Consider the following 26,990-nt stretch of genomic DNA (forward strand, 5'->3'; position numbering starts at 1 on the left):
GTGTTCTCAGGCGGTCATCTCAGGCGTTCGCGGCGCGGCCCAGTTCGTTTTCATGGGCGCCGCGGCGGCGCAATTTGTCGAGCAGCAGGTAGACCACCGGCGTGGTCAGCAGGGTCAGCAACTGGCTGGCGATCAGTCCGCCGATGATGGCCACGCCCAATGGCCGGCGCAGCTCGGCGCCCTCCCCGAAGCCGATGGCCAGCGGCAGCGCGCCGAGCGCGGCCGCCAGCGTGGTCATCAGGATCGGGCGGAAGCGCAGCAGGCAGGCCTCGCGCACCGCCTCCATCGGCGAAAGGCCGCGCGAGCGCTCGGCCTCCAGCGCGAAGTCGATGATGAGAATGGCGTTCTTCTTCACGATGCCGATCAGCAGGAACACGCCGATGAGCGCAATGATCGAGAACTCCATGCGGAACATCAGCAGCGCCAGCACCGCGCCCACGCCGGCCGATGGCAGCGTCGACAGCACGGTGATCGGGTGCACCAGGCTTTCGTAGAGGATGCCCAGCACGATGTAGATCACGATCAGCGCGGCCAGGATCAGCATGGCCTGCTGGCTCTGCGATTGCTGCGCGCTCGCCGCCGTGCCCGAGAACGAACCGCGCACGTTGGTGGGCATGGCGATGTTGGCCTCGGCCTTGGCGATGGCCTCGCGTGCATCGCCCAGGTTCGCGCCTTCGACGAGGTTGAACGAGATCGTCGTTGCCAGTTCGCCGTCTTCGTGGCTCACGGACGTGGCGACCGAGTTCTCGAAGAACTTCGCCACGGCCGACAGCGGCACCAGGCTGGTGGCCGTGTTGCTCAGCACGTTGCCCGACGAGGCATTGCGCAGCGCGGGGTTCGCCGACACCGGCACCGAAGCGCTTGCACCGGTACTCGTGCCCGTGCTCGCCGCCGTCTTGCTGGCGGAAGCCGCTGAATTGGCGGTCGTGGTCGGGGCCGCGATCTGGGTGGTCACGGCCTGCCCGGCCACGACCACGGTCTTGGTCGCGGGCACGTACACGTCGCTCAATGCATTGGGGCTGAGCGTGTAGCGCGGCGCCCATTCCATCACCACGTGGTACTGGTTGAGCTCGGTGTAGATGGTCGCCACCTGGCGCTGGCCGAAGGCGTTGTAGAGCGCGTTGTCGACCGCCGTCGAGGTCAGGCCGAGCCGGCGCGCGCTGTCGGGATCGACCTGCGCCATCATCTCGACGCCGTTCTCGCTCTGGTCGGTGTCGATGTCGGCCAGCACCGGCTGCAGCTTCATCTCGTCGGCCAGCTTGTTGGCCCACACGCGCAGGTCGGCCAGGCTGTCGCTCTTGAGCGTGTACTGGTAGGTGGAGTTGCTGGAGCGGCCGCCCGATCGCACGTCCTGCACCGTTCCCAGGAACACGCGCAGGCCGGCCACCTCGTTGAGCTTGGGCCGCAGCCGGGCGATCACGGCCAGGCCGCTGTCCTTGCGCTGGCTGGCCGGCTTCAGGTTGACGAACATGAAGCCGCCGCCCGCGCGGCTGCCGCCGGTGAAGCCCACCACGGTATCGACCGCCTCGTCGGCACGGATGATGTCGACCACCTCGCGCAGCTTCGCGGCCATGGCCTTCGACGAAATGCTCTGGTCGGCGCGCAGGCCGCCGTTGAGCTGGCCGCTGTCCTGCTGCGGAAAGAAGCCCTTCGGCGCGGCGCTGAACAGGTACACGTTGAGCCCCACCACCGCCACCAGGACCAGCATGACCAGCCCCTTGTTGTCGAGCGCCCAGTCGAGGCTGTGCTCGTAGCGCTTGAGCACCCATTCGTAGCCGCGCGCCGCGATGCGCCCGAAGCGGCCCTGCGGCTTTTCCTTGTCGTGCTCGCCGCCCGGCTTGAGCAGCCACGCGCACATCATGGGCGTGGTGGTCAGCGAGATCACGAGCGAGATCATCACCGCCGCCGACAGCGTGACCGCGAACTCGCGGAACAGCCGGCCCACCTGCCCGCCCATGAACAGCAGCGGAATGAACACCGCCACCAGCGACACGCTGATCGACAGCACGGTGAAGCCCACCTCCTTCGCGCCGAGCAGCGCAGCCTTCATGCGCGACATGCCCGACTCGATGTGGCGGCTGGTGTTTTCGAGCACCACGATGGCGTCGTCGACCACGAAGCCGGTGGCCACCGTGAGCGCCATCAGGCTCAGGTTGTTGAGGCTGAAGCCCAGCAGATACATCACGCCGAAAGTGCCCAGCAGCGCCGCCACCGTGGCCACCGCCGGCACGATGGTCGCGCGCACGCTGCGCAGGAACAGGCTGACCACCAGCACCACCAACAGCACCGAGATGACCAGCGTCAGCTCGACCTCGCGCAGCGAACCACGGATGGAATTGGTGCTGTCCGACGCCACCTGCAGCGTCACGTCGGGCGGCAACTGGGCCTGCAGCTCGGGCAGCAGCGCGCGCACGCTGTCCACCGTTTCGATGATGTTGGCCGAGGGTTGCCGCGTGATCAGCACGATGATCGCGGGCTCGCCGTTGAACAGGCCCAGCGTGCGCGTGTCTTCCACGCCGTCGACCACCTCGGCCACGTCCTGCAGCCGCACGGCCGCGCCGTTGCGCCAGGCCACCACCATCGAGGCGTAGTCGCTGGCGCGCAGGGCCGGCGTCTGCGTATAGATCTGCAGCTTGCGGCCCTCGCCCTGCACCATGCCCTTGGGCCGGTTGGCATTCGAGGCCTGGATCGCGGCGCGCACGTCGTCGGTGCTGATGCCGTAGCGGCTGAGCGCAAACGGCAGCAGTTCCACGCGCACGGCGGGCAGCGAGCCGCCACCGATTTCGACGTCGCCCACGCCATCCACCTGCGACAGGCGCTGGCTCACGATGTTCGACACCGCGTCGTAGATCTGGCCCGGCGTCTTGGTCTTGGATGTGAGCGCCAGGATGATCACCGGCGAGGCCGCCGGGTTCGCCTTGCGGTAGGTCGGGTTGCTGCGCAGCGTGGCGGGCAGGTCGACCCGGCTGGCGTTGATGGCCGCCTGCACTTCGCGCGCGGCGCCGTCGATGTTGCGGCTCAGGTCGAACTGGAGCGTGACGCGCGCGGTGCCGACTGCGCTCGTCGAGGTCATTTCGTTGACGCCGGCGATGGTGCCGAGGTGGCGCTCCAGCGGTGTTGCAACGCTGGTGGCCATGGTCTCGGGGCTGGCGCCGGGGATGGCGGCGCTGACTGAGATGACGGGGTAGTCGACCTGGGGGAGCGGGGAGACTGGGAGGACGAAGAACGCGGCTATGCCGGCCAGGGCTACGCCGATGGTCAGGAGGACTGTGCCTATGGGGCGTTTGACGAAGGGGAGCGAGAGGTTCATCTTTGCGCTCCTTGCGGAGGGCAGAGACTCTGCTCTTGCTGGTCTTGCGCCTCTTGCAGAGGACGGAGGCCGGGTCTCGCCCCGGCGGGCGACCTACTTTTCTTTGCTTCGCCAAAGAAACGTAGGCAAAAGAAAGGCGACCCTGCTGTCTGCGACCCTCCGCTTCGCTCCGGGCAACCTGCGGTGCTCACGTTTCGCGGGGTCTCGCCCAAACTCGCTTCGCTCAAACAAGGGCGAGCCCTGATCCGCGAAACGCTCCGCTCCTCGGCGCAGCCAGAAGGGATTGGAGAACCCAACGCGCCATCGCTGCGCTCGGCGCTCAAGACATTGCGGGCCATCGCTACGCTCGGCTTTGCCTCATTTGACTTCGTCCCGCCAGGCTTTATCTCGCTTGGCTTCTTCTCGCCGGGCTTCGCCCCGCTTTGCTCGACTCGGCTCGACGCAGCCCAGCCGCAGTCAACAGACCCCAACCACCCGTTCAAGGCGGACACGCGCAAGCGCGTGTCCGCCACCCGGGCCGAGCGAAGCAATGGCCCGTTCGGTATCGAAGCCCCTCTGGCTGCGCCGAGGAGCGGAGCGTTTCGCGGATCAGGGCCGCAGCTGTTTGAGCGAAGCGAGTTCTGCGGACCCCGCGAAACGCGAGCACCGCAGGTTGCCCCGTAGCGCAGCGCAGGGGTCGCAGACAGCGGGGTCGCCTTTTCTTTGCTTACTTTCTTTTGGCGAAGCAAAAGAAAGTGAGTCGCCCGCCGGGGCGAGACCCGGCCCCGGAACTCAAAAAGGCAGCAGACCGGAATCAAACCGCCTCCTCCTCAACCACAGACCGCCGAGTACTCCCCCCACCCAGCCGATCAAACGCCAGATAGATCACAGGCGTAGTGAACAAAGTCAGCAGTTGGCTCACGATCAACCCGCCAAAGATCGCAAGCCCCAGCGGCCGCCGCAACTCGGCCCCATCGCCAAAGCTCAACATCAGCGGAATCGCAGCGAACAGTGCAGCCAACGTCGTCATCAAGATCGGCCGGAACCGCAGCAACGCCGCCTGATGGATCGCCTCGCGCGCCGACTTGCCTTCATTGCGCTCTGCATCGATCGCAAAGTCGATCATCATGATCGCGTTCTTCTTCACGATGCCGATCAGCAGGATGATGCCGATGATCCCGATCACCCCCAGGTCGTTGCCGGTGATCATCAACGCCAGCAGCGCCCCCACGCCCGCCGAAGGCAGCGTCGACAAGATCGTGAGCGGATGCACATAGCTCTCATAGAGCACGCCCAGCACGATGTACACGCAAACAACGGCCGCCAGAATCAGCCACAACTGGTTCGACAGCGATTTCTCATAAGCCCCCGAGGCCCCGAGGAAGGTCATGGTCACGCTGCTGGGCAGGCTGATTTCCTTCGCGGCCGCGCGGATCGCATCGACCGAGGTGCCGAGCGACACGCCCGGTGCCGTGTCGAAGTTCAACGTGCTCGCCGGGTATTGCGCCACGTGCGTGATCTGCAGCGGCGCCTGCTGCTCGCTGATGTCGGCAATGGCCGAGAGCGGCGTGGCCGTTCCGGAGCCGGCGATCAGGCTCAGTTGCCCCAGCGTCTGCGGCGTGTTCACCATGCCGGGCATCGCTTCGAGAATCACGCGGTACTGGTTGGTCTCGGTGAAGATGGTCGAGACGATGCGCTGGCCGAAGGCGCTGTAGAGCGCATCGTCGACCGTGCTCGCGGTGATCGACAGGCGCGCCGCGGTGTCGCGGTTCACGTTCACGAAAGCAGCCAGGCCCTGCGCGCCGGCGTCGCTGCTCACGTTGCGCACCTTGCTCGACTCCTGCAGCTTCGCCACGAGCTTCTTCATCCATGACGTGATCGCCGCGCTGTCCACGCCTTCGAGCGACATGCGGTATTCGGTCGGGCCTGTCTCGGCGTCGATGGTCAGGTCCTGCGTGGGCTGCAGGTAGAGCGTGATGCCCGCCACCTCGTGCGCACGCTCGCGCAGCCGGTCCATGATCTGCTGCTGGTTGCCATGGCCCGGCTTGAGGTTGATGAGCATGCTGCCGGTGTGCAGCATGGTGTTGTTGGCGGCGTCCACGCCGACGAAGGAGCTGAGGTTCTCGACCTCGGGGTCTTCCAGGATGGCCTTGGCCGCCTCCTGCTGCAGCTGCGACATGCGGTCGAAAGACACGTCCTGCGATGCCTGGATGCGCGCCTGCAGCTGGCCGGTGTCCTGCGTGGGGAACAGGCCCTTGGGAATCGTGAGGTACAGCACCACGGTCAGCACCATGGTCAGCAGCGCCACCAGCAAGGTGAGCGGCTGGTGCTCGATCACCCAGTGCAGCGAGCGGTCGTAGCGCACCATGACGCCATCGAAGAAGCGCTGGGCGCGCGCGCCGAAGCCGGTGCCGCCGGGTTCCTTCTTGGGTTCATGCTTGAGCCAGCGCGCCGACATCATCGGCACCAGCGTGAGCGACACCACCGCCGAGATCAGGATGGTGATGGCCAGCGTCACCGCGAACTCGCGGAACAGGCGGCCCACCACGTCGCCCATGAACAGCAGCGGGATCAGCACCGCGATCAGCGACACGGTGAGCGAGATGATGGTGAAGCCGATCTGCGTGGCGCCCTTGAAGGCGGCCTGCAACGGCTTCTCGCCCTCCTCGATGTAGCGGGCGATGTTCTCGATCATCACGATCGCGTCGTCGACCACGAAGCCGGTGGCGATGGTCAACGCCATCAGGCTCAGGTTGTTCAGGCTGTAGCCCAGCAGGTACATCAGCCCGAAGGTGCCGATGAGCGAGATGGGCACCGCGACGCTGGCGATGACGGTGGCGCGCAGGCTGCCCAGGAAGGCGAAGATCACCAGCACCACCAGCACCACGGCCAGCACCAGTTCCATCTCGACGTGCTGCACCGAGGCGCGGATGCCGGCCGTGCGGTCGCTCAGCACCTCGATCTTCAGGCCGGCCGGAAGGCCCGCTTGCAGTTCGGGCAACTGGGCCTTGATGGCGTTGACGGTGGCGATCACATTGGCGCCGGGCTGGCGCTGCACGTTCAGCACGATGGCCGGCGTGAGCTGGCCGCTGCCACTGGCCTTGCTGCCGGACCAGGCGCTGAGCTGCGTGTTCTCGGCGCTGTTGACCACCTGCGCCACGTCGATCATGCGGATCGGCGCGCCGTTCTTGTACGAGACGATCAGGTTCTTGTAGTCGTCGACCGTGACCAGCTGGTCGTTCGAGTTGATGCTGTAGGCGCGCTTGGGGCCGTCGAAGCTGCCCTTGGCGCCGTTCGAATTGGCCGCCGAAATGGCAGTGCGCAGCGTGTCGAGCCCAATACCGTTGGCGGCCAGCGCCTGCGTGTTGGCCTGGATGCGAACGGCCGGGCGCTGCCCGCCGCTGAGCGACACCAGACCCACACCCGAGACCTGGCTGATCTTCTGCGCGAGCCGCGTGTTGACGAGGTTCTGCACCTCGGTCAGCGGCAGCGTGTCGGACGTGATGGCCAGCGTGAGCACCGGCGCGTCGGCCGGGTTGACCTTGGCGTACACCGGAGGCGCCGGCAGGTCGGCCGGCAGCAGCGAGCCGCCGGCGTTGATGGCGGCCTGCACTTCCTGCTCGGCGACGTCGAGCGTCTGGCCGAGCGAGAACTGCAGCGTGATGATCGACACGCCGGCCGCGCTGGTCGAGCTCATGCGGTCGAGCCCCGACATCTGGCCGAACTGGCGCTCCAGCGGTGCGGTGACGGTGTTGCTCATGACCTCGGGGCTGCCCCCGGGGTAGAGGGTCTGCACCTGGATGGTCGGGTAGTCGACCTGCGGCAGCGCCGACAGCGGCAGGAAGCGGAACGCCACCAGGCCGGCCAGCACGATGGCGACCATCAGCAGCGAGGTCGCCACCGGCCGCAGGATGAACGGGCGTGAGGGACTCATTCGAAAGCCTCCGCGCTACGCGCTGCGGCAATCACCCGGGTGGAGAGGGCGGCCCGGCGGCTCATTGGCCTTGCCGGCCGTCACCCCGACCCTCTGACATGCGCTGCCAGCGCTCCAGCGCCGCCGGATCGCCACGGTCCAGGGCTTCGAGAAAGCGCTTGCGGCGCTCGAGCTGATCGGGTTGGTCCTTGACCGAATCGAGCATGCGCTGGCGCTGCTCGGCGGTGGGCAGCTTGGCTGGCGTCGCCGGGGCAGCCGCGGGGGCTGCGGCTTGTGGCGTGGTGCCAGTCGGTGCGGCCGGTGCGGTTGCGCCGGGCGTGGCAGGGGCAGAAGGCGCGGAAGCATCGCCCCTCGCGCCATTGCCGCCCTGCCGCTTGCCGCCGCGGTGCGTGCCCGATGCGGCCCCCGATGCCGGCACGGCCGGCCGGTCCACCGTGGTCTGCACGCGCGCGCCGTCCTTCAGCCGGTCGCCGCCTTCGGTCACGACGCGCTCGCCGGACTCCAGCCCGGACATGATCGCCACGTTGTCCACGCTCGCCTCGCCGCGCTTGACGGGGCGCTGCGACACGGTGCTGTCGCTGTTGATCACATAGACATAGTCGCCGTTGGGCCCGTGCCGCAGCGCCGTGACCGGCACCACCACCGAGCTGTCGACGGTGCGCAGCAGCAGCCGCAGGTTGACGAACTGGTTCGGGAACAGCGCGCCGTCGGCGTTCGAGAAACGGGCCTTGGCCTTGACGGTGCCGGTCTGCGTGTCGACCAGGTTGTCGAGCGTGGCGAACATGCCCTTGGCAAGCCGGCGCGTGCGCGTGCGGTCGAAGGCCGTGGCTTCGAGCTGCGCGCCCTGCGCCAGGCGCTCCTGCACCTCGGGCACGCGGTCTTGCGGAACGGCGAACTCGACGTCGATGGGCGCGATCTGGGTGATGGTGGCCACGCCGCCGGTGGTGCCCGTGGTGATGTAGTTGCCTGCATCCACCGGCCGCAGGCCGATGCGCCCGCTCACCGGCGCGGTGATGCGGCTCCACGTCAGGTTGAGCTTGGCCGTGCCTTCGTTCGCGCGGTCGATCGCGACGGTGCCTTCAAGTTGCTTGACCAGCGCAGCCTGCGTGTCGACGTCCTGCCGCGCGATGGAGTCCTGCCCGAGCAGGGTCTGGTAGCGCTTGAGCGTGACGCGCGCCGCATCGAGCGATGCCTCGTCGCGCAGCCGCGCGCCCGTGGCCTGCGCCAGCGCATTCTGGAAAGGTTGCGGGTCGATGGTGGCCAGCACGTCGCCCTTCTTGACCATCTGCCCTTCCTGGAAGAGCACGGCCGTGAGCACGCCCGACACCTGCGGCTGCACCGTGACATTGGCCAGCGGCGTGACCGTGCCCAGCGCTTCGAGCTGGACCGGGATATCGGCCCGCGTGGCCGTGGCCACGCCGACGGTGCTCGAAGCCGGGCCGCCGCCACCACCCGCGCCGCCGCGCCCGCCAGGCCCGCCCGCGCCCCCCGGACGGCCGCCGAGGCCGCCGGGTCCACCCACGCCGGCCACCGGCGTCTTCGAGCGCTGGATCAGGTACCAGGCGCCCGCCCCGAGCGCCGCGAGCAGCAGCAAGGTCAACAGGCCTCCCACCCACCGGCGCCTGCGCACCGGAGGATGTGTGGGAGACACGGTGGCAGGCAGGGGTTCGGGACGGTGGTTGGAATCCATGGGCGGTGCGTGATGCGTGGTGCGTGCGAAGGGGGCAGAGCTGCGACCTAGAGTACAGCGCCGAATGGTAGTCGCGCTGTTGGCTGCGCCGTAAAGCGGCGGTAAAGCTCCCGGCCGTGCCGCCGATCACGCCATTCGCGCCACCCGGCTGCAACTCGCGCCGCCACAGGGCATTCCGTCGCACGCCGATGGCAGGCGCGGGTGCCGCCCGGCACAGTCCGCTCCATCGCTTCCTGATCTTTTTTCAGCTTTTCTTCATCTTCCAACGGAGTGCCACCATGCTGATGCAAGTCATCCTCCATACCCCCAAGTGGGTGTTCGCCGTTCTCGTGCTGCTGGTCTGGCTCGGCGCCAGGCAGCTGCTCGCCAACAGCGTGAGCCTGAACCGTGTCACCTTGATGCCCGTCGCCATGGGCGGCCTGTCGGTGTTCGGTGTGATCTCGGCCTTCGGCGACTCCATCGGCGCTCTGCTCGGCTGGGCCGCTGCCGCCGCCGTGATGGTGGCGCTGCTGCTGCAGCGCCCCCTGCCCGCCACCACCCGCTACGACGCAGCCGAGCGCCGCTTCCACCTGGCCGGCAGCCCGGTTCCGCTGATGCTCATGATGGGCATCTTCCTGACCAAGTACGTGGTGGGCGCGGCCATGGCCATGCACCCCGAGCTGAACCACCAGGCCACCTTCGCGGTGGTGGTGCCCACGCTCTACGGCGCCTTCACCGGTGTCTTCGCGGCCCGCGCCCTGCGCCTGTGGAAGCTGGCCATCGCGACCGACTCGATGGCGAACAGCGTCCGCGCGGCCTAAGATCGTCGCCCGGCCCCAGCTTCCAGGAACCGCCATGAACGTGCTCTTGCTGATCCTCAAGATTTCGGTCACGGTGGTGCTTGTCGCCTCGATTCTCGAAGCGCTCGTGCTCTCATGGCGCAACGGCTGGCGCAGCTACGACTGGAAGGCGTCCGGCGTTTCGGTGTTCGACTTCCTGGTGCGCGAATATCCGCTGCGCTGGCTGCTGCCCCTGGCCTTCTGGACCAGCGCCATGGACTGGTTCTACGCCCACCGGTTCTTCACGCTGCCGATGGACCACTGGAGCGGCTGGGCCGCCTGCTTCATCGGCCAGGAGTTCTGCTACTACTGGTACCACCGGGCGGCGCACCGGGTGCGCTGGTTCTGGTGCACCCACGCCATCCACCATTCGCCCAACCAGCTCAACCTGTCGGCCGCCTACCGCTTCGGCTGGACCGGCCGGCTCACCGGCACGCTGGCCTTCTTCATGCTGGCGCCGCTGCTGGGCATGCCGCCCCGGATCGTGCTGCTGATGCTGACACTGAACCTGCTGTATCAGTTCTGGATCCACGCCACCTGGATTCCGCGCCTCGGCCCGCTGGAATGGTTCCTGAACACGCCCTCGGCGCACCGCGTGCACCACGCCTCGAACCTCGAATACCTCGACGGCAACTACGGCGGCGTGCTGACCGTGTTCGACCGCCTGTTCGGCACCTACATCCCCGAGCGCGCCGACCTGCCCTGCCGCTACGGGCTGGTGAACCCGATCACCTCGAACAACATCCTGGAGATCGAGTTCTCGCAGTGGCGCGCGCTGTTCCGCGACCTGGCTTCGGCACGCTCGGTGCGCGCTTTCGTGGGCTACCTCGTCAAGCCACCGGGCTGGCGGCCGGACGGCCCCGGCGAAACCACCGAAGAGCTGCGGCAGCGCGCCGCATCGGCCGTGCCCGCGCCCGCGCCCCACGAGGCACAGCCGCACCTGGCCGGCGAACGCATCGCGGGCAGCCAACTGTCTTGAGTCTTGAGACGGCCCCTCGCCATGAAGCCCCGTTCCCTTGTCCTGACCGCATCCGCCGTCGTGGCCCTGCTGCTGGCCGGTACCGCCGCGGCGCTCGCCTTCGGTGGCCCGACGACGCCCAAGCCGATGCAGAGCATCAGCGACCCGTTCAGCAACGTCGACTTTTCCGCCTTGCCGCCGCTGCAGCGCTACCCGGCGCGCGATGGCGCCCGGCTCGCCTATCGCAGCTACGCGGCAACCACTCCCGCCGGACAGAAGAGCCGCGGCAGCGTGGTGCTGGTGCATGGCTCGTCGGCCAACAGCCAGAGCCTGCATCCGCTCGCGCAAAGCCTGGCGCAGGCGGGCTTCACGGTCTATGCGCTGGACGTGCGCGGCCACGGCGAATCGGGCCCGCGCGGCGACATCGGCTACGTCGGCCAGCTCGACGACGACCTGCAGGACTTCGTGCGCGCCATCCAGCCCGCCGCGCCCCGCACGCTGGCCGGCTTTTCGGCCGGCGGCGGCTTCGCGCTGCGCATGGCCGGCGGCGAGCGGCAGGCGCTGTTCGACAACTACCTGCTGATGTCGCCCTACACCAACCGCCGCTCCCCCACCTACCGGCCCGATGCCGGCGGCTGGGTGTCGGTCGGCATCCCGCGCGTGGTGGCGCTGTCGCTGCTGAACCGTGTCGGCATCAGCGCGTTCAACCACCTGCCGGTGATCGACTTCGCGGTCAGCAACGCGCCGCGTGCCGAACTCACGCCTTCCTACTCATATGCGCTGGTGACGAACTTCCAGCCGCACATGGACTACCAGGCCGACATCCAGGGCATCCGCAAGCCCACCGCCGTGCTCGTCGGCAGCAACGACGAAGTCTTCGTCGCCGACAAGTTCGCCCAGACCTTCGCCGACGCGGGCCGGCCCGACATTCCGGTCACGCTGGTGCCGGGCGCCGGCCACATCACGCTGACCCTCGATCCGGCGGCGCGTGCCGCGGCGGTGGCAGCCATCGAGCGGCTCGACGCGGGCGGGCCGGCCGACCGGCCCTGAAGCGGCCGGCCTCGATCCATTTATGCTGAGGAGCACCGCCATGAACCACACCGACACGAACTCCGCGCGCCCCGACCTGGAGCGCATCGCCCGCCGCCGCGCCGGCGCCAAGATGGGCTGGTACATCCACGCCTTCGTCTACGTGCTGGTCAACGTCGGCCTCGTCACGATCTCGGCCGCCAACGGCCACAGCTGGGCGATGTACCCGCTCATGGGCTGGGGCCTGGGGCTGCTGATCCACGGCGCGGTGATCTGGCTCCTTGCGCCCGGTGGCGGCTTCTACGACCGGCTGCTCGAACGCGAGCGCCGCGCGCTGGGCGCCGGGGACCGCGGATGAGCCTGGGCCAGCCGTCGTTGTTTACCGCCCCGCCCCGGTTCCACTCCCAAAACCTTCGGGACATGCTGCGGCATGGCCTGATCACCGCCGTCTTCTGCTGCATCATCGCCGCCGCGCTGACCATCACGCAGGGTGGCAGCTGGAGCAACCACCTGGTCTATTCGCTGGCCATCGGCACCATCAGCTGGCTGTGCATCGACGGCGGCCGGCTGTTGCTCGCCGGACGCCACGAGATCCTCTGGCCGAAAGGGCCGTGGGGCTTCGTGCTGGTCGCTATCGGCGTGACCGTCGGCTTTCTCGTCGGCAACCTCATCGGCGACGCCTGGAGCGGCGCCCCGATGCTCGACTTTCTCGACTTCGGCGGACACAAGCTGGCCACGGCGGTCGTCATCACGATCACCGCCACCATCGGCATGTGCTTCTTCTTCTACAGCCTCGGCAGGAGCAAGCACCTGCTCGGGCAGATCGAGCTGGAACGGCGCAACGCCGCCGAGGCGCGGCTCAAGCTGCTCGAAACCCAGCTCGAGCCGCACATGCTGTTCAACACGCTGGCCAACCTGCGCGTGCTGATCACGATCGACCCGCCGCGCGCCGTGGCCATGCTCGACCGCCTCAACAGCTACCTGCGCATGACGCTCAGCGGCTCGCGCGCGCTGGCGCATCCGCTGTCGGCCGAGTTCGACCGGCTCGCCGACTACCTCGAACTGATGTCGGTGCGCATGGGCCCGCGCCTGCACTACACGCTCGACCTGCCCGAAGCCCTGCGCGACACGCCGGTGCCACCGCTGCTGCTGCAGCCGCTGGTAGAAAACAGCATCCGCCACGGGCTCGAACCCAAGGTGGAAGGCGGCCAGATCAGCGTGCGCGCACACCGGGACGCCGACCAGCTCGTGATCGAGGTGAGCGACACCGGTGTCGGCCTCGATGCGGCGCCGCCTTCGGAAGGCAGCGGCTTCGGGCTCGAGCAGGTGCGCGAGCGGCTGGCCACGGTGTATGGCGCGCAAGGCCAGATGCACCTTGCTGCCGCGCCGGACGGCGGCACCTGTGCCACGCTGCGTTTTCCTTTGCCTGCATGAACACCGTCGACGCCAAGAATCCCGTGAACCCCATGAACGCGATGCAACCCACCGCCCTCATCGCCGAAGACGAGCCGCTGCTCGCGCAGGCACTCCAGGCCGAGCTGGCCGCCGCCTGGCCCGAACTGAAGATCGTCGCCACCGCCGGTGACGGCCGCAGCGCCGTGCGCGAGGCGCTGCGCCTGCTGCCGCAGGTGCTGTTTTTCGACATCCGCATGCCCGGCCTCGACGGCCTCGGCGCCGCCGCCGAGCTGGCCGACTGCTGGCCCACCGACGAAGCGCCGATGCCTCAGCTGGTGTTCGTGACCGCCTACGACGAATACGCCACGCGCGCCTTTGAAGCCCAGGCCATCGACTACGTGCTCAAGCCGGTGCAGCCCAACCGGCTGCGCAAGACCGTGGCGCGGCTGCAGCAGGCGCTGCAAGCGATGCGGCAAACCGCGCCCGGTACGCCCGCCATTGCCGACGAAGCCCTCGAAAAGACGCTGGCCCAGTGGCGCCAGGTGCTCACGGCCGCCGGTGCCGGCGCGCCCCCCGCCCCGCTGCGCATGATTGCCGCCAGCGACGCCGGCGGCGCCACCGTGCGCATGGTGCCCATCGACGAGGTACTGTATTTCGAGGCGGCCGACAAATACCTGCGCGTGCTGACCGCCACGCACGAATACCTGATCCGCACGCCCCTCAAGCAGTTGCTGCCCCAGCTCGACCCCGACACCTTCTGGCAGGTGCACCGGGCGGTGGTGGTTCGCAGCGCGGCCATCGAGTCGGTGCACCGCGACGAGGCCGGCAAGCTGCACCTGATGCTGCGCGGCCGGGCCGAGAAGATTCCGGTGAGCCGTCTCTACGCCCACCTGTTTCGCGCCATGTGAAAAACGGGCGGCTCACGCGCCCAAGAAAAAACCGGCCCTTGCGGGGCCGGTTTTTCATTCAGTCACAAACGCCGTGGCGAATTAACGCCAGTGGCCATGACCGCGGTAGTAGCCGCGACCGTAGTAGCGCGGGCCGTAATAGGCCGGCGGGCCGTAGTAGACCGGGGCCGGACGGTAATACACCGGCGGCGGGCTGTAGTAGACCGGGGCAGGCGGTGCGTAGTAGACGGGTGCCGGCGGCACGTAGACCGGGGCCGGGTAGTAGCCCGGGTTGCCCACGCCGACAGCCACGCCCGGAACGCCGACGCCAATCGACCAGCTCACGTCGCTGCGGGCGCTGGCCGACGTGGCGGCAAACAATGCACCGGCTGCCACGACACCTGCGGCGGCCCATTTGAAGAAAGTGGAACGTGTAAGGCTCATGATGTTGGACTCCTTGTTTCGGGGGCTGCGTTCGGGTGTGAACCGCCCATGTGTGTATTGAACGCGGCAAATGCAAAGAGGGTGCACCCAGCAATGTGAAGAACGTTGCCAAAAGTAACCCTTCAGAGGCGCCCTCTAGAATGCCTGAATGACCTCCCCGACCGACAAAAACGGCGCCAAAACGACCGCTGCACCGAGCAATTTCCTGCGCCACGTGATCGAGAACGACCTCGCACAAGGTGCCTACGCAGGCCGCAAATGGGGCGGCTCGCCCGGCGACGCCGCCCACCACGCCCAGGGCATGCCCGACCCGGCCAAGGTGCGCATGCGCTTTCCGCCCGAGCCCAACGGCTACCTGCACATCGGCCACGCCAAGAGCATATGGCTGAACTTCGAACTCGCCAAGGAATACGGCGGCGTGAGCCACCTGCGCTTCGACGACACCAACCCTGAAAAAGAAGACCAGGAATACGTCGACTCCATCCGCGACGCCGTGAAGTGGCTGGGCTACGAAACCTACTTGGCCGACCGCCCCAGCGCCCCCGGCACCCTGCAGCCGCACGAGTACTTCGCCAGCAACTACTTCGACTTCATGTACGAAGCCGCCGAGTACCTGATCGGCGCCGGCCTTGCCTATGTCGACGAGCAGACGGCGGACGAAGTGCGCGCCAACCGTGGCGACTTCAACACCCCCGGCACCGACAGCCCCTTCCGCACCCGCACGCCCGCCGAAAACCTCGAGCGCTTTCGCGCCATGCGCGACGGCCACGTCGCCGACGGCGCCGCCATCCTGCGCGCCAAGATCGACATGGCCAGCACCAACATCAACATGCGCGACCCCGCGCTGTACCGCGTGCGCCGGGCCCACCACCACAACACGGGCGACAAGTGGTGCATCTACCCGATGTACACCTACGCGCACCCGATCGAAGACGCGCTGGAGCAGATCACCCACTCCATCTGCACGCTGGAATTCGAAGACCAGCGCCCCTTTTACGACTGGCTGCTCGACCGCCTCGCCGAAGGCGGCCTTGTCGCCAGTCCGCATCCGCGCCAGTACGAATTCGCGCGCCTCAACGTGACCCACGTCCTCACAAGCAAGCGCAAGCTGCGCCAGCTGGTCGAAGAAAAGTACGTCGACGGCTGGGACGACCCCCGCATGCCCACCATTGCCGGCCTGCGCCGCCGCGGCTACACGCCCGAAGCGCTGCGCCTGTTCTGCGAACGCAGCGGCACCACCAAGTCGGGCGGATGGATCGACTACGCCAGCCTCGAAGCCGCGTTGCGCGACAGCCTCGACCCCATCGCCCCGCGCGCCATGGCCGTGCTCGACCCCGTCAAGCTCGTCATTACCAACTGGGGCGAACTGATGGGCGGCGACGACGTGCTCGACGACTGCTCCGCCCCCGTGCACCCGCACCACCCCGAGATGGGCAAGCGCGACTTCAAGCTCGGCCGCGAAGTCTGGATCGAACGCACCGACTACGAAGAAGTGCAGCCCAAGGGCTTCTTCCGCCTGTTCCCTGGCAACAAGGTGCGGCTGAAGTACGGCCACGTCATCGAGTGCACCGGCGCCACCAAGGACGCCGACGGCAAGCTCGTCGAAGTGCAGGCCACGCTGGTGCCCGACACCAAGAGCGGCACGCCCGGCGCAGACGCGATCAAGGTGAAGGGGAACATCACCTGGGTGGCTGCGGCGGATGCGGTGCAGGCCGAAGTGCGGCTGTACGAGCGGCTGTTTGCCGAAGCCAACCCCGGCAGCGGCGAGCTGCTGGACGAGCTGAACAAGTCGAGCCTGGAAGTGTGCTCGGCGTTCGTGGAACCTTCATTGACGACGGCTGAGCCCGGTGTGGGGATTCAGTTCGAGCGCCACGGGTACTTCGTGGTGGATACGAAGACGAACGCGCCCTACAAGCGGGTATTCAATCGGGCTGCAGGGATGCGGGATAGCTGGGGACGATAAGTTCGCCCCTTAGCGACATTCAATTGCATCACTATACAGGTGCGGTCCCCCCTTTTTTAAGCAGCTTTGCGGCAACACGAAATAAATCAGGCATATCTAATCGCCCATCCTTTCGACTAAACATCACCCCAATTCGCTCCAACGCGAGAAATATATCCTTCTCAGAACTTTTATTTTCAATTTCGAATGGCGGCAAATATTTATTATTTTTTGCATCTGCGGAAAGCTGCGCAAGCGTTCTTGTTTTTTTCCAAGCCTTAAAAACCTCCAATTCATTCTGAGGCAAAAGCAATCCCGCCAAAGGTGCCAACACGCCTTTAATCCACAAAAACTCCTGATGCAATTGATCAACGCGTGTTTTTGAAGCGGCCCTGAGCCCGTGCCGAATTCCTTCTGAGGTAATAGCACGGTCATCAGGGACGCCGCCATATTTTGCCGCAGCAATGACCAATCCAAGAAAACTTCTTGGCGTTACCTCTGCAAATGCATCGGCCAAGTGCTTAACCGGCCAATCATAAGTTTTGCCTTTTTTGTGGCCATTCACCCCTTCACCCATGAAGGCACCGGCTAAAACCTCCATGACCTGAGATTGCGCTGCTTCTTTGTGTGCAAGCGACCATTGGCGAGCCAAGATTGCATTCTGCTGGGCGGGAGCAATTCCAAGCTCTTTCAGCAGCTTTGTAAAAGCTAGCCTCCCAGTCGAGACATTGCTTAGTATCAACCTCGCATAGAGCAAGCCATACAAGTCGGATTTCGACCAATTCAACCGAATAGCACCTGTTCGCAATTTGGGAAGTTCAATAAACCGAAGAGCATCGTCGTCTATTTGATCTGGCCTAAGGAATAGCTTGACTTTTATATGTCGATAAGCCCGCATCGCCCAAACCACTTCGAGCAAAGCCTCCGTCAGAAGGCGGCGCCTAGGCCAAGTGGATGCAACAGTATCCAACGCATCATACACAACCAAAAGAGTAATACGGCTCCTCTGAAATTTATCTTCGTACTTATCGAGCAACTCTCCTCGCAATTCCCAATCCCCGGCAACGCGTATTGCCTCTTTAAAAGACAGAGGAGCATCATTTATACCTCGCGCTGCCGCACGCAATATCGTTGACCACCAGAAGGCACGAGCCACCTCCGCGCTAGCATCTTGACTCACCGCCGAATTCAGCATTTCGGTAGTCACTCCGAGTGGTCCTCCTACTCCACCCGTAAACCCAAAACCAACTCTGGTTCGATCAAGACCTAAATTCGGGTAAGCTTTTGCAGCTGCTTTTCGCGTAGCGTCTTGACCCAAAACACCTGACCAAAAGCTTTTTCCCGTCCCTCTTGCTCCAACAACAATGGGTGTTGCGGGATCAAGCGCTGCAGCGTGCGTTTCTGGTGCAAACATGTCTTCGAGCTTCGGAACATTTTCACCTACTGCATCGTTTGAAACATCCGCGGGGATGGCTGAAATCGCCTGCCGAAGAGCATGAAAATCAATTTTTTTCAGCATTTTTTCTTTCCAAATCAGGAAACGACTCCAAGACGCGGTCAATAAATAATCCGTAGGACTTCATATAAACAGCCTCAGAGAGCAAATCCCTTCGCTGTACAGGGTCAAACTGCCTAAAAACATCACTATGCAATATTGCGACAGGTTCACGAAAATTCTTTTGCTCCGGAGGTAAAACCTCGTCATCGGAGGCTGCATCATTCCATGGAACATTATCAAATGGCTCAGCTGGAGGAAGTGGCTCGCTTATCAAGATCGACACAGGTTTCTCCAATCCACAGGAAACAAACAGCCTTTCGCATTTATCGCAAAATTCTTCTCTAGAACTAATATCCAGCGGAGCTTTTCCTTGCACCATTGAAATGCGCTCCAACCATTCCGGCTGAACAATTGCATCCGGCTTCGAAAATTTTGAAAGATGGGAAAGCAATGCTGAGTAGCCTTGAAACGTTTGAGGCTCATCCAATCCAAACAAGAAAACCTCCGCCCCTAATCCTAATATTGCCGTTGCCGTGGTCTCATGCAACCCAGCTCGTGCATCGATCAAAATCGCATCATATCGATCGGGCTTTGCAAATTGATCCACAATTTTTGAAATCTGGTCAAGCACAGTGCTTGGCCTTCCATCTGGGCCGATATCGTCAATGTATGCACGCGATATTTTTGAAAGTACATCTCCTGGATTCTTTATAGAGCGACGACCAAACGCTGGCATTACGTCGATTCGACCATTATTGTCTGCTAGATTTGATGGTCCAATTAAGTCAGCCAAAAATTCACTATCCAATGGACCCAATCCATTTTCCACCAGAGCATCGATTAGTCCAAATTCTGGCAAAGTGTTTTCATCCAAAAGCAATGAGCCCAGCCCCGGCGCCTCCATATCAAGATCGACAGCCAGTACGCGCTTACCTTTTGCAGCCAAATACGCCGCAGCAATGGAAAGAGCGGTTGATCGGCCGACTCCTCCCTTTAGGCTAGCAAAAACAAAGCGGGCAGGCGGCGAAGCCTTAGGTGCCGGGGTGCGAAGCCAATCCGCCCCAACTAGGCGTCGATCAATGAATCGTATGTTGCAATTCAAAACATCAACCGCTAACGCACTCTTCTCATTCAAAATCGAATCAACACCAAAGTCACCGACAGAGGCAAAAACTCTATCAACTCGAGCGTAAGCTCCCAGCTCCAACTTCAATTTGGCGGTCACTTTTTTTGAAATCTTTGCAGAGGTTTTCTCGGCAGATACGAATGCCAATCTTCCACCAATATCGCGAATCACCACACCGCCAACTACTGGGCCAAGCTCTTCTTTTAAAACTTCAATGAGTTTCGGAAAGCTATCATCGAAACGTATTTTCATTAAAATCCCTCAGGTTCCAATTGAGCCAACCACTTGAGTCGCTTGCAATGCCCACGTGTCGACCCATTTCTTCAATACTTTGGCTCCTTTTGCGTAACGCATCTCAACAGCCCAATTAGAGAAAAACCCGTGATCGGCCACGAAATTACTCAAGGGTCCGGCACGCCTTCCCTGCAAACTATCAAGCAAAACAGTTCGTAGTTGAGGAAAGTGAAGATAAAAGGGATCGTTTCGACGCTCCCCCTTAGGACGCATGCCGGCCTCAAGCATCATGGCCTTCAATGCACATTCGGCCGATATTCCATAAAGATATCCAGCCACATCTCGTCGATCTCCATCGTTGAGCTTATCTCCAGCCTCTAGATGTCGCCTGGCAGAAGCCGGCATATCAGGTGTAAACGCCATTTCAATCCCTCTGATCGTTAATTATAGTTACTCTTAATTTTTATTGGAGTAGCGTTGGTCGTGCGAACGCCTTATAAATGGTCAGAAAAATCCAAAAGAACTCCTGAACCACGAACTGAAGCGGTTTGAGACCCCGGAGCTTAGTCGAACAGTACCCTTATGTCTTCGTGGTCGGCCTCGGATTTCGCGAATAATTGATCAACGAGGCACGCCAACTGCAGCACTATATGTGCCCATCTCATGGATGCCGACAGCTCGAAGCGAGCATCTACAGCTATGAGGGCGGGGCAAGTTAACGCAGTGCGTCCCAGCGCACCAGTCGAGCTATTCTGCGGACAATGCCCTCCTCGAGCCCGCCTCACTTGATCCGCTTCAACAAACCCTACGGCGTCCTCAGCCAGTTCACGCCCGAGGGCCGCTGGCGCGGCCTGAAGGACTTCATCGACATCCCCGGCGTGTACGTCGCCGGCCGGCTCGATGCCGACAGCGAAGGCCTGCTGCTGCTCACCGGCGACGGCAAGCTCCAGGCGCGCATCGCCGATCCGCGCTTCAAGATGGAAAAGATCTACTGGGTGCAGGTCGAAGGCGTGCCCACCGAAGAGGCGCTCGCCGCACTGCGCGGCGGGGTCCAGCTCAACGACGGCCCCACTCGGCCGGCCAGGGCACGGCTGCTCGATCCGCCGCCCGAGGTGTGGGTGCGCGAGCCCCCCATCCGCGAACGCAAGAGCATCCCCACCGCATGGATCGAACTGGCGATCAGCGAGGGCCGCAACCGCCAGGTGCGGCGCATGACGGCCGCCGTCGGGCTGCCGACACTGCGCCTGATTCGCGCCGCCATCGGGCCGCACACGCTCGACGGGCTGGCACCGGGAACCTGGCGGGAATGACGCGGCCACGTGCTCGCCCGCCTGTACATCAACAACCACACATCCATTTCATTCGACGTCTGTTGTCCATGACCACTTCTTCTTTTTCTCCCTTCCCCGATTCTTCTTCCGCAGCCTTGAATCGACGCGCCGCCATGCTCGGCGCACTCGGCCTGCTGGCACTGCCCGCAACGCGCGCTGATGCAGCCGGCACTGCGAAGAAAGCACCGCAGCCGCAACAACAACCGCACGCCGCCGTCTGGCCCCACGCATCCCTGGTGCCCGGCGGCGTCGCCCGCCTCTCGCTCGGGCCGGCGGCTGTGCGCCCCACGGCTTTCACGGGCGACGTGCCATTGCTCGTGCTCGGCGACACGATCGAATGGACCGCGCTGGTCGGCATCCCGCTCGCGGCCACGCCGGGCGACGCGAGCATCACGGTCCGCACCGAAGGCCGTCCCGAACGGCAGATCGCCTACACGATCGCCCCGAAGCAATACCGCGAGCAGCGCCTGACCGTCGCACCGCGCACCGTTGATCTGTCGCCCGAAGATCAATCGCGCTACGAGCGTGAACGCGATCACCAGGCCACCGTGATCGCCACGCTCACCGACATGCGCCCAGACACCGCGCTGCAGATGCGCGTGCCCGTGCCGGGCCGCCGCTCCAGTTCGTTCGGCCTGCGCCGCGTGTTCAATGGGCAATCACGCAATCCGCACAGCGGCATGGACATCGCGGCGGGCACCGGCACGCCGGTGCTGGCACCGCTGCCGGGGAAGGTGATCGATACGGGCGAGTACTTCTTCAACGGCGGCACCGTGTGGGTCGATCACGGCGGCGGCCTGCTGACGATGTATTGCCATCTGAGCCGCATCGACGTGAAGGTGGGGGATGCGCTGAAGACCGGCGAGCGACTGGCCGCGGTGGGCGCGACCGGGCGGGTGACGGGGCCGCATCTGCATTGGTCTGTGATGTTGAATCGGGCGATGGTGGACCCGGCTTTGTTCATTGCGGCTTGAAGGTGTATTTACTCCACTCGAAAAAATCCCTCTCCAGAGCTCTTCGCAAGAGCCGAGATTTTTTCAAATAAGCCAAACCAATTGGATAAAAGCGAGCAAATATAATTTGCATCACCGATAACAAATTACAAAAGGAATCAACTTCTTATGAAAATTATCGAAAGACAATGGCAACGTTACGAAGCAGATGTGGCTGAGTCTGATACAGCAGGATTTCTATCCTTGATGTACGTAGGAGAAGCGCTGATAAAGACATTGACCTGTGCATTACTAGGTGCGGTCGAAGATGACCAAGGAAGCACACGCTATCAACTCGCATACAGGCTAGTGAGAGCTGATGGCATTGGAGAATGGGTTGCCGTGCTTGGTGAGCTTTCTAAGGGACCTGCATCCAATCTCTTACCAACAGCCTTAGGCTCGACACGAACCGCTCTTGCCCAACGGGTTGATGCAGAACAATGGCAAGCAATTTGTCATACTGCGATGAGTGCAGCAGCCACAGAGCTTGGACTGACACCTCAAAATCAAACGGCCAAAGTTGAATTAAGAGCTACGCTTGAACTTTTTGTACAAATTAGAAATAAAACTAGAGGTCATGGAGCAACTCAAGTAGACGACATGTCAAGAGCCAGTGTGCATCTAAAAAATGCTTTGCTTCACCTGGAAAACATTCCAATATTCAAAACATCCTGGGCCTATTTGAAGCAGAATATCTCAGGAAAATATAGAGTATCTTCGATATCCGACACGAGCAGCAATTTCAATTACCTCACAGTTGCCGCATCCACTCAAAAATTGGAGGACGGGATTTATTATTGGGGCGGCAAACCTCTAAAAGCGGCATTAATTGAAAGTACTCCGGATTTAGTGGATTTTTTCTTCCCCAACGGAAATTTTCGCAACGAAAAATATGAGACTCTCTCGTATATAACGTCTTCTCGAAAAGAAATAGAAGCGTCAAAGTACAATAGGCAGCCGATGCAGCTGCCAGCCAGTGAAACTGAAGGACTCTCGGAATTACAGGTTACTGGAGAATCATTCACGAACCTACCAAATGGCGCACCAAACTATGTGGGTCGAATCGATCTAGAAAAAGATTTGACAAAAATCCTTTCTGATGACAGACATCCTGTCATTACACTACATGGAATGGGAGGGATAGGAAAGACGTCTCTCGCCATAAAAGTCCTTCGTGATTTAGCAGATCTCGGAGAATATGAAGTAATCGTGTGGCTGAGTGCTAGAGATATTGATTTGCTAGATCATGGAGTCAAGCCAGTCCGCCCCAGTATTTTAAGTCTTGAAGATGTGGCAAAAGAGCTATATCGCCTAGTCAACCCCCTTCTTCCAGAGATGGCAAGAAGAACAGGGAAGCAATGCCTCTTGGATTTGACCGAAATTCTTGGTGATAAAAGCGTTTCAAAACCTCGCCTTTTTGTTCTCGATAATTTTGAGACCGTGAAAAATCCGGTAGAAGTTTTTACCGCCTTGAGTGATTGCATTCGACTTCCAAACAAATTGCTCATCACATCTCGATTTCGTGAATTCCGAGCAGACTACCCGTTGGAAGTCAGAGGAATGCAACTCCCTGAGGCCAGAGAGCTCATCAGCGGAGTTGCAGCAAAATTAGGAATTACATCAATAATTGATGAGGAATATTTCCTAGACCTATATCAAAGCGCCGGAGGCCATCCATACATCATGAAAGTCGCGTTAGGAGAGGCGTCCAAAAGAAATGCGCCAACTCAAGTCAGTCAGATATTAATCCGACAAGGCGACCTACTTGAAGCACTTTTTCAACGAGCGTATGCATCACTCTCTCTTCTTGGACAGCGCCTTTTTTTGCTAATTTCGTCTTGGTCCAGCCTAATTCCAAGGCTGGCCATTGAAACTGTGGTGCTCGTTTCTCTTGAAGAGATATCAAATCTTGATGGAGCAATCGATGAGCTAATCAGAACATCTCTAATCGACGAGACAAAAACCGGAGATTTCGACATGCTCTTTGCCCCAATTGCAGCAAAACAATTTGCCAAGCAGCAATTAAAAACAAGTCAACTTGGCCCTCAGGTTCGAGAGGATTTGACTGTACTTCAGACAATGGGCACCACAACAGCGCAAGAGAACTCAACCGGCATTGAAAAGAGATTGCAAAAATTAGCCTTCAACATGCTTCACGCAATTGATACAAAACGGGTTGCCGCCGAACAAATACTTCCAGCCTTAGAATATATGTCAAAATACTATTCCTCAACCAGATTTCGCCTTGCGACTTGGTTTGAGGAGCACGGAGAAATTGATAAGGCTTTGAGTGCTGCCGAGCTATTTTTGCAATCATCGGACGCAGATCCTAAGAACACTTTAAATTCTTGGGATTTGATAATTCGATGCAAAAAGCAAACTGGAGACAGTTTGGGCGAGCTCAATGCTCTCTGCAAAAAAGCACTGGTTCCTGAGATAGATCGATTTGAGTTCAGCAACACTGTCAACTCTATAAATCAAATCTTTGCAAGCACAGAAGCACCTACGGCACACCGCAGGGCATTGCTTAACGATGTTTGCACTGCGTATGAGACGCGTTTTTCCCAAAGCGATTTCGATGCAACCGATTTTTCCAGAATTGCATGGTTATATCTTCATGTGCACCGAACCGATGCAGCAAAGAAAACCCTCGACCGTGGTTTGCAACTTGAACCCGAAAATTCATACTGCTACAAACTCACAATTAAATTAGGGGGCACGCGCGGATCACGGAACCAAATTTAAATATTGATTCAACTCCAAGAAAAATCATGATTTCTCACAATCACTTACGACCTCTCCATAACAATGATTTTCTCTTCAAGAACATCAGCCTGCATTTAAATTGCAAGCAACGCCACTTAGTCATCTGATTATTTCTTATTCTTCAAACACAAGAGGTGTTGCTCATCTATCCCAAGTGAGTTAGGTCTGCGGTGCTTACACAATTAATTTCAGCAACACTGCTCGGCCTTGCAGTTGCACCACTAACCCCAAAACCGCTCGTATTCACACGAGATCCGGCAATACAGCGGAATTGCCATTATTGGTTGTCTGTCTTCAGAGCGGCTTGGTGAGGTACACCGCCTCGCGGCCCACGATCGTGCGTTGCGCGGGCATGAAGATCGTGCAGTCGTCGCACGGCGCGCGGATTTCGTCCGGACCGTTGGTGGCGATCAACTCGCCCTTGGCAAAGGTCTCGAAGCCGATGAGCGGGCGCACGAACGCAAAGTCTTCGGACTTGATGACGTGTGTCTGCAGCAGCTGAAAGCGGCGCTGCTCGCCGGGCACGGGCACGGTCGGGTCTTTGTCGATGAGGCCGAAGTGCGCCAGGAAGTCGAGCGAGATGGCCGTCGCCAGTTCCGATGCCGAGCGCAGGAAGTGCTGGCCGCATTCGGCCACCAGCGCCACGCCCTTGCCTTCGGGCAGGCCATGGCTGCCGTGCTGGATCAGCGGGGTGCCGGAGCCCAGGCCGTCGGGCATCACGAGGTGCACCGAGGGGCGGCCGATGGCCAGCGCCGCTTCGGCGTTGCGCTCGAAGGCGGGGTACACCCAGAACGGAATGACGGGCTGGCTGGTGGAGTGGATGTCGAGGATGTGATCGGCCGCGCTCACCACGGGGCGCAGTTCGCGGGCGCGGCGCAGTTCGGGGCTGTCTTCGGTGCCGTCGAGCCACTCGGGCGACCAGATGCGGTTGAGGTTGTGCACCAGCTGGCGGCTGTCGAAGGGCAGCGCCTCGTTGAAGGATTCGTACGCCGCCACGTTGGCAAAGCTGACGGTGAGCGTGCCGATCTTCGGGCGCACGTTGGTGTCGAGCAGGTGGGTGGCGGCGGTCATGCCGCAGATTTCGTTGCCGTGCGTGAGCGCATTGATCAGCACGTGCGGGCCGGGCTTGCCGGACTCGAAGCGGTGCACATAGTCGATGCCGGTGTTGCCCTTGCGATAGGCGGAAAGGTCGCGGGGCAAGACTTCGAGAGCGGGGGGAGATTGGGTCATGGGGCTGTGTGGGGGATTGAAGCGAAGCGGTCGGGCGAGTTTGCTACAGATGTCAATTTTTCGCCTCGCGCACCCCGCCTCGCCTGCCTCGCCTGCCTTACCTGCCTCACCCCGCCTTGCCCTGCCTCACCCCGCCTTGCCCTGCCCGCCCTGCGCGCAGAGCCGCCCGCTTACCAGTTCACCTCGCGCTCCGGCGTGGCCGAGATGTGGTGGATCGACAGGTCGGCCCCGTCGTATTCCTCTTCCTGCGACAGCCGCAGGCCCATCGTCGCCTTGAGCGCGCCGTACACCGCCGCGCCCGCCAGCGCGGCCCATGCCACGCCGATGAGGGTGCCGATGAGCTGCGCCCAGAGGTTCACGCCGCCGATGCCGCCCAGCATCTGCGTGCCGAAGATGCCGGCCGCGATGCCGCCCCAGGTGCCGCACAGGCCATGCAGCGGCCACACGCCGAGCACGTCGTCGATCTTCCATTTGTTCTGCGTGAGCGTGAACATCTTGACGAAGATGGCGCCCGCCACGCCGCCCACCACCAGCGCGCCCAGCGGGTGCATCAGGTCGGAGCCGGCACACACGGCCACGAGCCCCGCGAGCGGACCGTTGTAGACGAAGCCCGGGTCGTTCTTGCCCATGGCCAGCGCGACCAGCGTGCCGCCGACCATCGCCATCACCGAGTTGACGGCCACGAGGCCGGAGATCTTGTCGATGCTCTGCGCGCTCATCACGTTGAAGCCGAACCAGCCCACGCACAGGACCCAGGCGCCGAGGGCAAGAAACGGAATGTTCGACGGCGGATGCGCGCTGAGCGAGCCGTCGCCCCGGTAGCGGTTGCGGCGCGCGCCCAGCAGCAGCACGGCCGGCAGCGCGAGCCAGCCGCCCACGGCGTGCACGACCACCGAACCTGCGAAGTCATGAAACTCGTGCCCCGTGAGCGAGGCGATCCAGCCCTGGATGCCGAAGTGCTTGTTCCAGGCGATGCCCTCGTACAGCGGATAGACGAAGCCGACGATCACGGCGGTGGCGATCAGCTGCGGCCAGAACTTGGCCCGTTCGGCGATGCCGCCCGAGATGATGGCCGGGATGGCGGCCGCGAAGGTCAGCAGAAAGAAGAACTTGACCAGCTCGTAGCCGCTTCTTGCCGACAGTTCGGTGGCGCTCACGAAGAAATGCGTGCCGTAGGCCACGCCATAGCCCACGAGGAAGTAGACGATGGTCGACACCGAGAAGTCGACCAGGATCTTCACCAGCGCATTGACCTGGTTCTTCTTGCGCACGGTGCCCAGTTCGAGAAAGGCAAAACCGGCATGCATGGCCAAGACCATGATGGCGCCGAGAAGGATGAACAGCGCATCTGCGCCCTGTTTGAGTGCGTCCATTGGAGCTTCTTGCAGTTTTTGATTTGAATTGGTGCGTCGCACCCGAATTGCTCG

General features: G+C 62.2%; 19 protein-coding genes. 10 read left to right on the forward strand and 9 right to left on the reverse strand.

Annotated elements, in window-relative coordinates; genetic code table 11:
- Positions 1 to 19 precede the first annotated feature (19 nt).
- The 3 genes from ACGLHS_RS23725 to ACGLHS_RS23735 all read right to left on the reverse strand — a co-directional run bounded on the left by ACGLHS_RS23725 (position 20) and on the right by ACGLHS_RS23735 (position 8,913).
- The gene (locus ACGLHS_RS23725; protein WP_394483776.1) at positions 20 to 3,310 is read right to left on the reverse strand and encodes an efflux RND transporter permease subunit; all 3,291 of its coding nucleotides are present in this window, start codon (positions 3,308 to 3,310) and stop codon (positions 20 to 22) included.
- Positions 3,311 to 4,103: 793 nt separating this feature from the next.
- Positions 4,104 to 7,223, reverse strand: coding sequence for an efflux RND transporter permease subunit (locus tag ACGLHS_RS23730; protein WP_394483778.1), 3,120 nt, complete (start codon positions 7,221 to 7,223; stop codon positions 4,104 to 4,106).
- Positions 7,224 to 7,284: 61 nt separating this feature from the next.
- Positions 7,285 to 8,913 (reverse strand): efflux RND transporter periplasmic adaptor subunit, encoded by a 1,629-nt coding sequence (locus ACGLHS_RS23735; RefSeq protein ID WP_394483780.1) that lies wholly within the window; start codon positions 8,911 to 8,913, stop codon positions 7,285 to 7,287.
- 278 nt (positions 8,914 to 9,191) lie between these two features.
- On the opposite strand from ACGLHS_RS23735, the gene ACGLHS_RS23740 reads away from it, so the two are divergent.
- The 6 genes from ACGLHS_RS23740 (at position 9,192) to ACGLHS_RS23765 (ending at position 14,021) form a co-directional block, all read left to right on the forward strand.
- Positions 9,192 to 9,713: a DUF6622 family protein gene (locus ACGLHS_RS23740; RefSeq protein ID WP_093239466.1), complete on the forward strand. Its 522-nt coding sequence runs from the start codon at positions 9,192 to 9,194 to the stop codon at positions 9,711 to 9,713.
- A gap of 34 nt (positions 9,714 to 9,747) precedes the next feature.
- Positions 9,748 to 10,710: a sterol desaturase family protein gene (locus tag ACGLHS_RS23745; RefSeq protein ID WP_394483782.1), complete on the forward strand. Its 963-nt coding sequence runs from the start codon at positions 9,748 to 9,750 to the stop codon at positions 10,708 to 10,710.
- 21 nt (positions 10,711 to 10,731) lie between these two features.
- On the forward strand, positions 10,732 to 11,739 hold the full coding sequence (locus ACGLHS_RS23750; protein ID WP_394483784.1) for an alpha/beta hydrolase: 1,008 nt from the start codon (positions 10,732 to 10,734) through the stop codon (positions 11,737 to 11,739).
- 40 nt (positions 11,740 to 11,779) lie between these two features.
- Positions 11,780 to 12,076, forward strand: coding sequence for a 2TM domain-containing protein (locus ACGLHS_RS23755; protein ID WP_394483786.1), 297 nt, complete (start codon positions 11,780 to 11,782; stop codon positions 12,074 to 12,076).
- A 62-nt stretch (positions 12,077 to 12,138) separates the two neighbouring features.
- Positions 12,139 to 13,152: a sensor histidine kinase gene (locus ACGLHS_RS23760; RefSeq protein WP_394483788.1), complete on the forward strand. Its 1,014-nt coding sequence runs from the start codon at positions 12,139 to 12,141 to the stop codon at positions 13,150 to 13,152.
- 41 nt (positions 13,153 to 13,193) lie between these two features.
- A complete protein-coding gene (locus ACGLHS_RS23765) occupies positions 13,194 to 14,021 on the forward strand; it encodes a LytR/AlgR family response regulator transcription factor (RefSeq protein ID WP_394484338.1) in 828 nt (275 codons plus the stop codon).
- 81 nt (positions 14,022 to 14,102) lie between these two features.
- Here ACGLHS_RS23765 and ACGLHS_RS23770 read toward each other — a convergent pair whose 3' ends face one another.
- Positions 14,103 to 14,444, reverse strand: coding sequence for a hypothetical protein (locus tag ACGLHS_RS23770; RefSeq protein WP_093239129.1), 342 nt, complete (start codon positions 14,442 to 14,444; stop codon positions 14,103 to 14,105).
- A 148-nt stretch (positions 14,445 to 14,592) separates the two neighbouring features.
- Here ACGLHS_RS23770 and ACGLHS_RS23775 point away from each other — a divergent pair, with 148 nt between their 5' ends.
- On the forward strand, positions 14,593 to 16,407 hold the full coding sequence (locus tag ACGLHS_RS23775) for a glutamine--tRNA ligase/YqeY domain fusion protein (protein ID WP_394483790.1): 1,815 nt from the start codon (positions 14,593 to 14,595) through the stop codon (positions 16,405 to 16,407).
- A gap of 31 nt (positions 16,408 to 16,438) precedes the next feature.
- Here ACGLHS_RS23775 and ACGLHS_RS23780 read toward each other — a convergent pair whose 3' ends face one another.
- The 3 genes from ACGLHS_RS23780 to ACGLHS_RS23790 are packed head-to-tail and all read right to left on the reverse strand — an operon-like array spanning position 16,439 to position 19,667.
- The gene (locus ACGLHS_RS23780; RefSeq protein WP_394483792.1) at positions 16,439 to 17,905 is read right to left on the reverse strand and encodes a hypothetical protein; all 1,467 of its coding nucleotides are present in this window, start codon (positions 17,903 to 17,905) and stop codon (positions 16,439 to 16,441) included.
- Entirely contained in the window at positions 17,889 to 19,262 is a 1,374-nt protein-coding gene (locus tag ACGLHS_RS23785) for a ParA family protein (protein ID WP_394483794.1), read from the reverse strand. The genes ACGLHS_RS23780 and ACGLHS_RS23785 overlap by 17 nt, the downstream gene beginning before the upstream one ends.
- 9 nt (positions 19,263 to 19,271) lie before the next feature.
- Positions 19,272 to 19,667 carry a hypothetical protein gene (locus tag ACGLHS_RS23790; protein ID WP_394483796.1) on the reverse strand — a complete coding sequence of 132 codons (396 nt, stop codon included), beginning with the start codon at positions 19,665 to 19,667 and terminating at the stop codon, positions 19,272 to 19,274.
- A gap of 338 nt (positions 19,668 to 20,005) precedes the next feature.
- On the opposite strand from ACGLHS_RS23790, the gene ACGLHS_RS23795 reads away from it, so the two are divergent.
- From ACGLHS_RS23795 to ACGLHS_RS23805, 3 genes are all read left to right on the forward strand, one after another.
- The gene (locus tag ACGLHS_RS23795) at positions 20,006 to 20,554 is read left to right on the forward strand and encodes a pseudouridine synthase (RefSeq protein ID WP_394483798.1); all 549 of its coding nucleotides are present in this window, start codon (positions 20,006 to 20,008) and stop codon (positions 20,552 to 20,554) included.
- 68 nt (positions 20,555 to 20,622) lie between these two features.
- Positions 20,623 to 21,549: a peptidoglycan DD-metalloendopeptidase family protein gene (locus tag ACGLHS_RS23800; protein WP_394483800.1), complete on the forward strand. Its 927-nt coding sequence runs from the start codon at positions 20,623 to 20,625 to the stop codon at positions 21,547 to 21,549.
- 147 nt (positions 21,550 to 21,696) lie between these two features.
- A complete protein-coding gene (locus ACGLHS_RS23805) occupies positions 21,697 to 24,312 on the forward strand; it encodes an NB-ARC domain-containing protein (RefSeq protein ID WP_394483802.1) in 2,616 nt (871 codons plus the stop codon).
- 315 nt (positions 24,313 to 24,627) lie between these two features.
- Here ACGLHS_RS23805 and ACGLHS_RS23810 read toward each other — a convergent pair whose 3' ends face one another.
- The gene (locus ACGLHS_RS23810; RefSeq protein ID WP_093239120.1) at positions 24,628 to 25,563 is read right to left on the reverse strand and encodes a succinylglutamate desuccinylase/aspartoacylase family protein; all 936 of its coding nucleotides are present in this window, start codon (positions 25,561 to 25,563) and stop codon (positions 24,628 to 24,630) included.
- A 170-nt stretch (positions 25,564 to 25,733) separates the two neighbouring features.
- Positions 25,734 to 26,936 carry an ammonium transporter gene (locus ACGLHS_RS23815; protein WP_093239119.1) on the reverse strand — a complete coding sequence of 401 codons (1,203 nt, stop codon included), beginning with the start codon at positions 26,934 to 26,936 and terminating at the stop codon, positions 25,734 to 25,736.
- Positions 26,937 to 26,990: the final 54 nt, after the last annotated feature.

It is taken from the genome of Variovorax sp. VaC1, from assembly GCF_043658315.1.
GTDB lineage: Bacteria > Pseudomonadota > Gammaproteobacteria > Burkholderiales > Burkholderiaceae_C > Variovorax.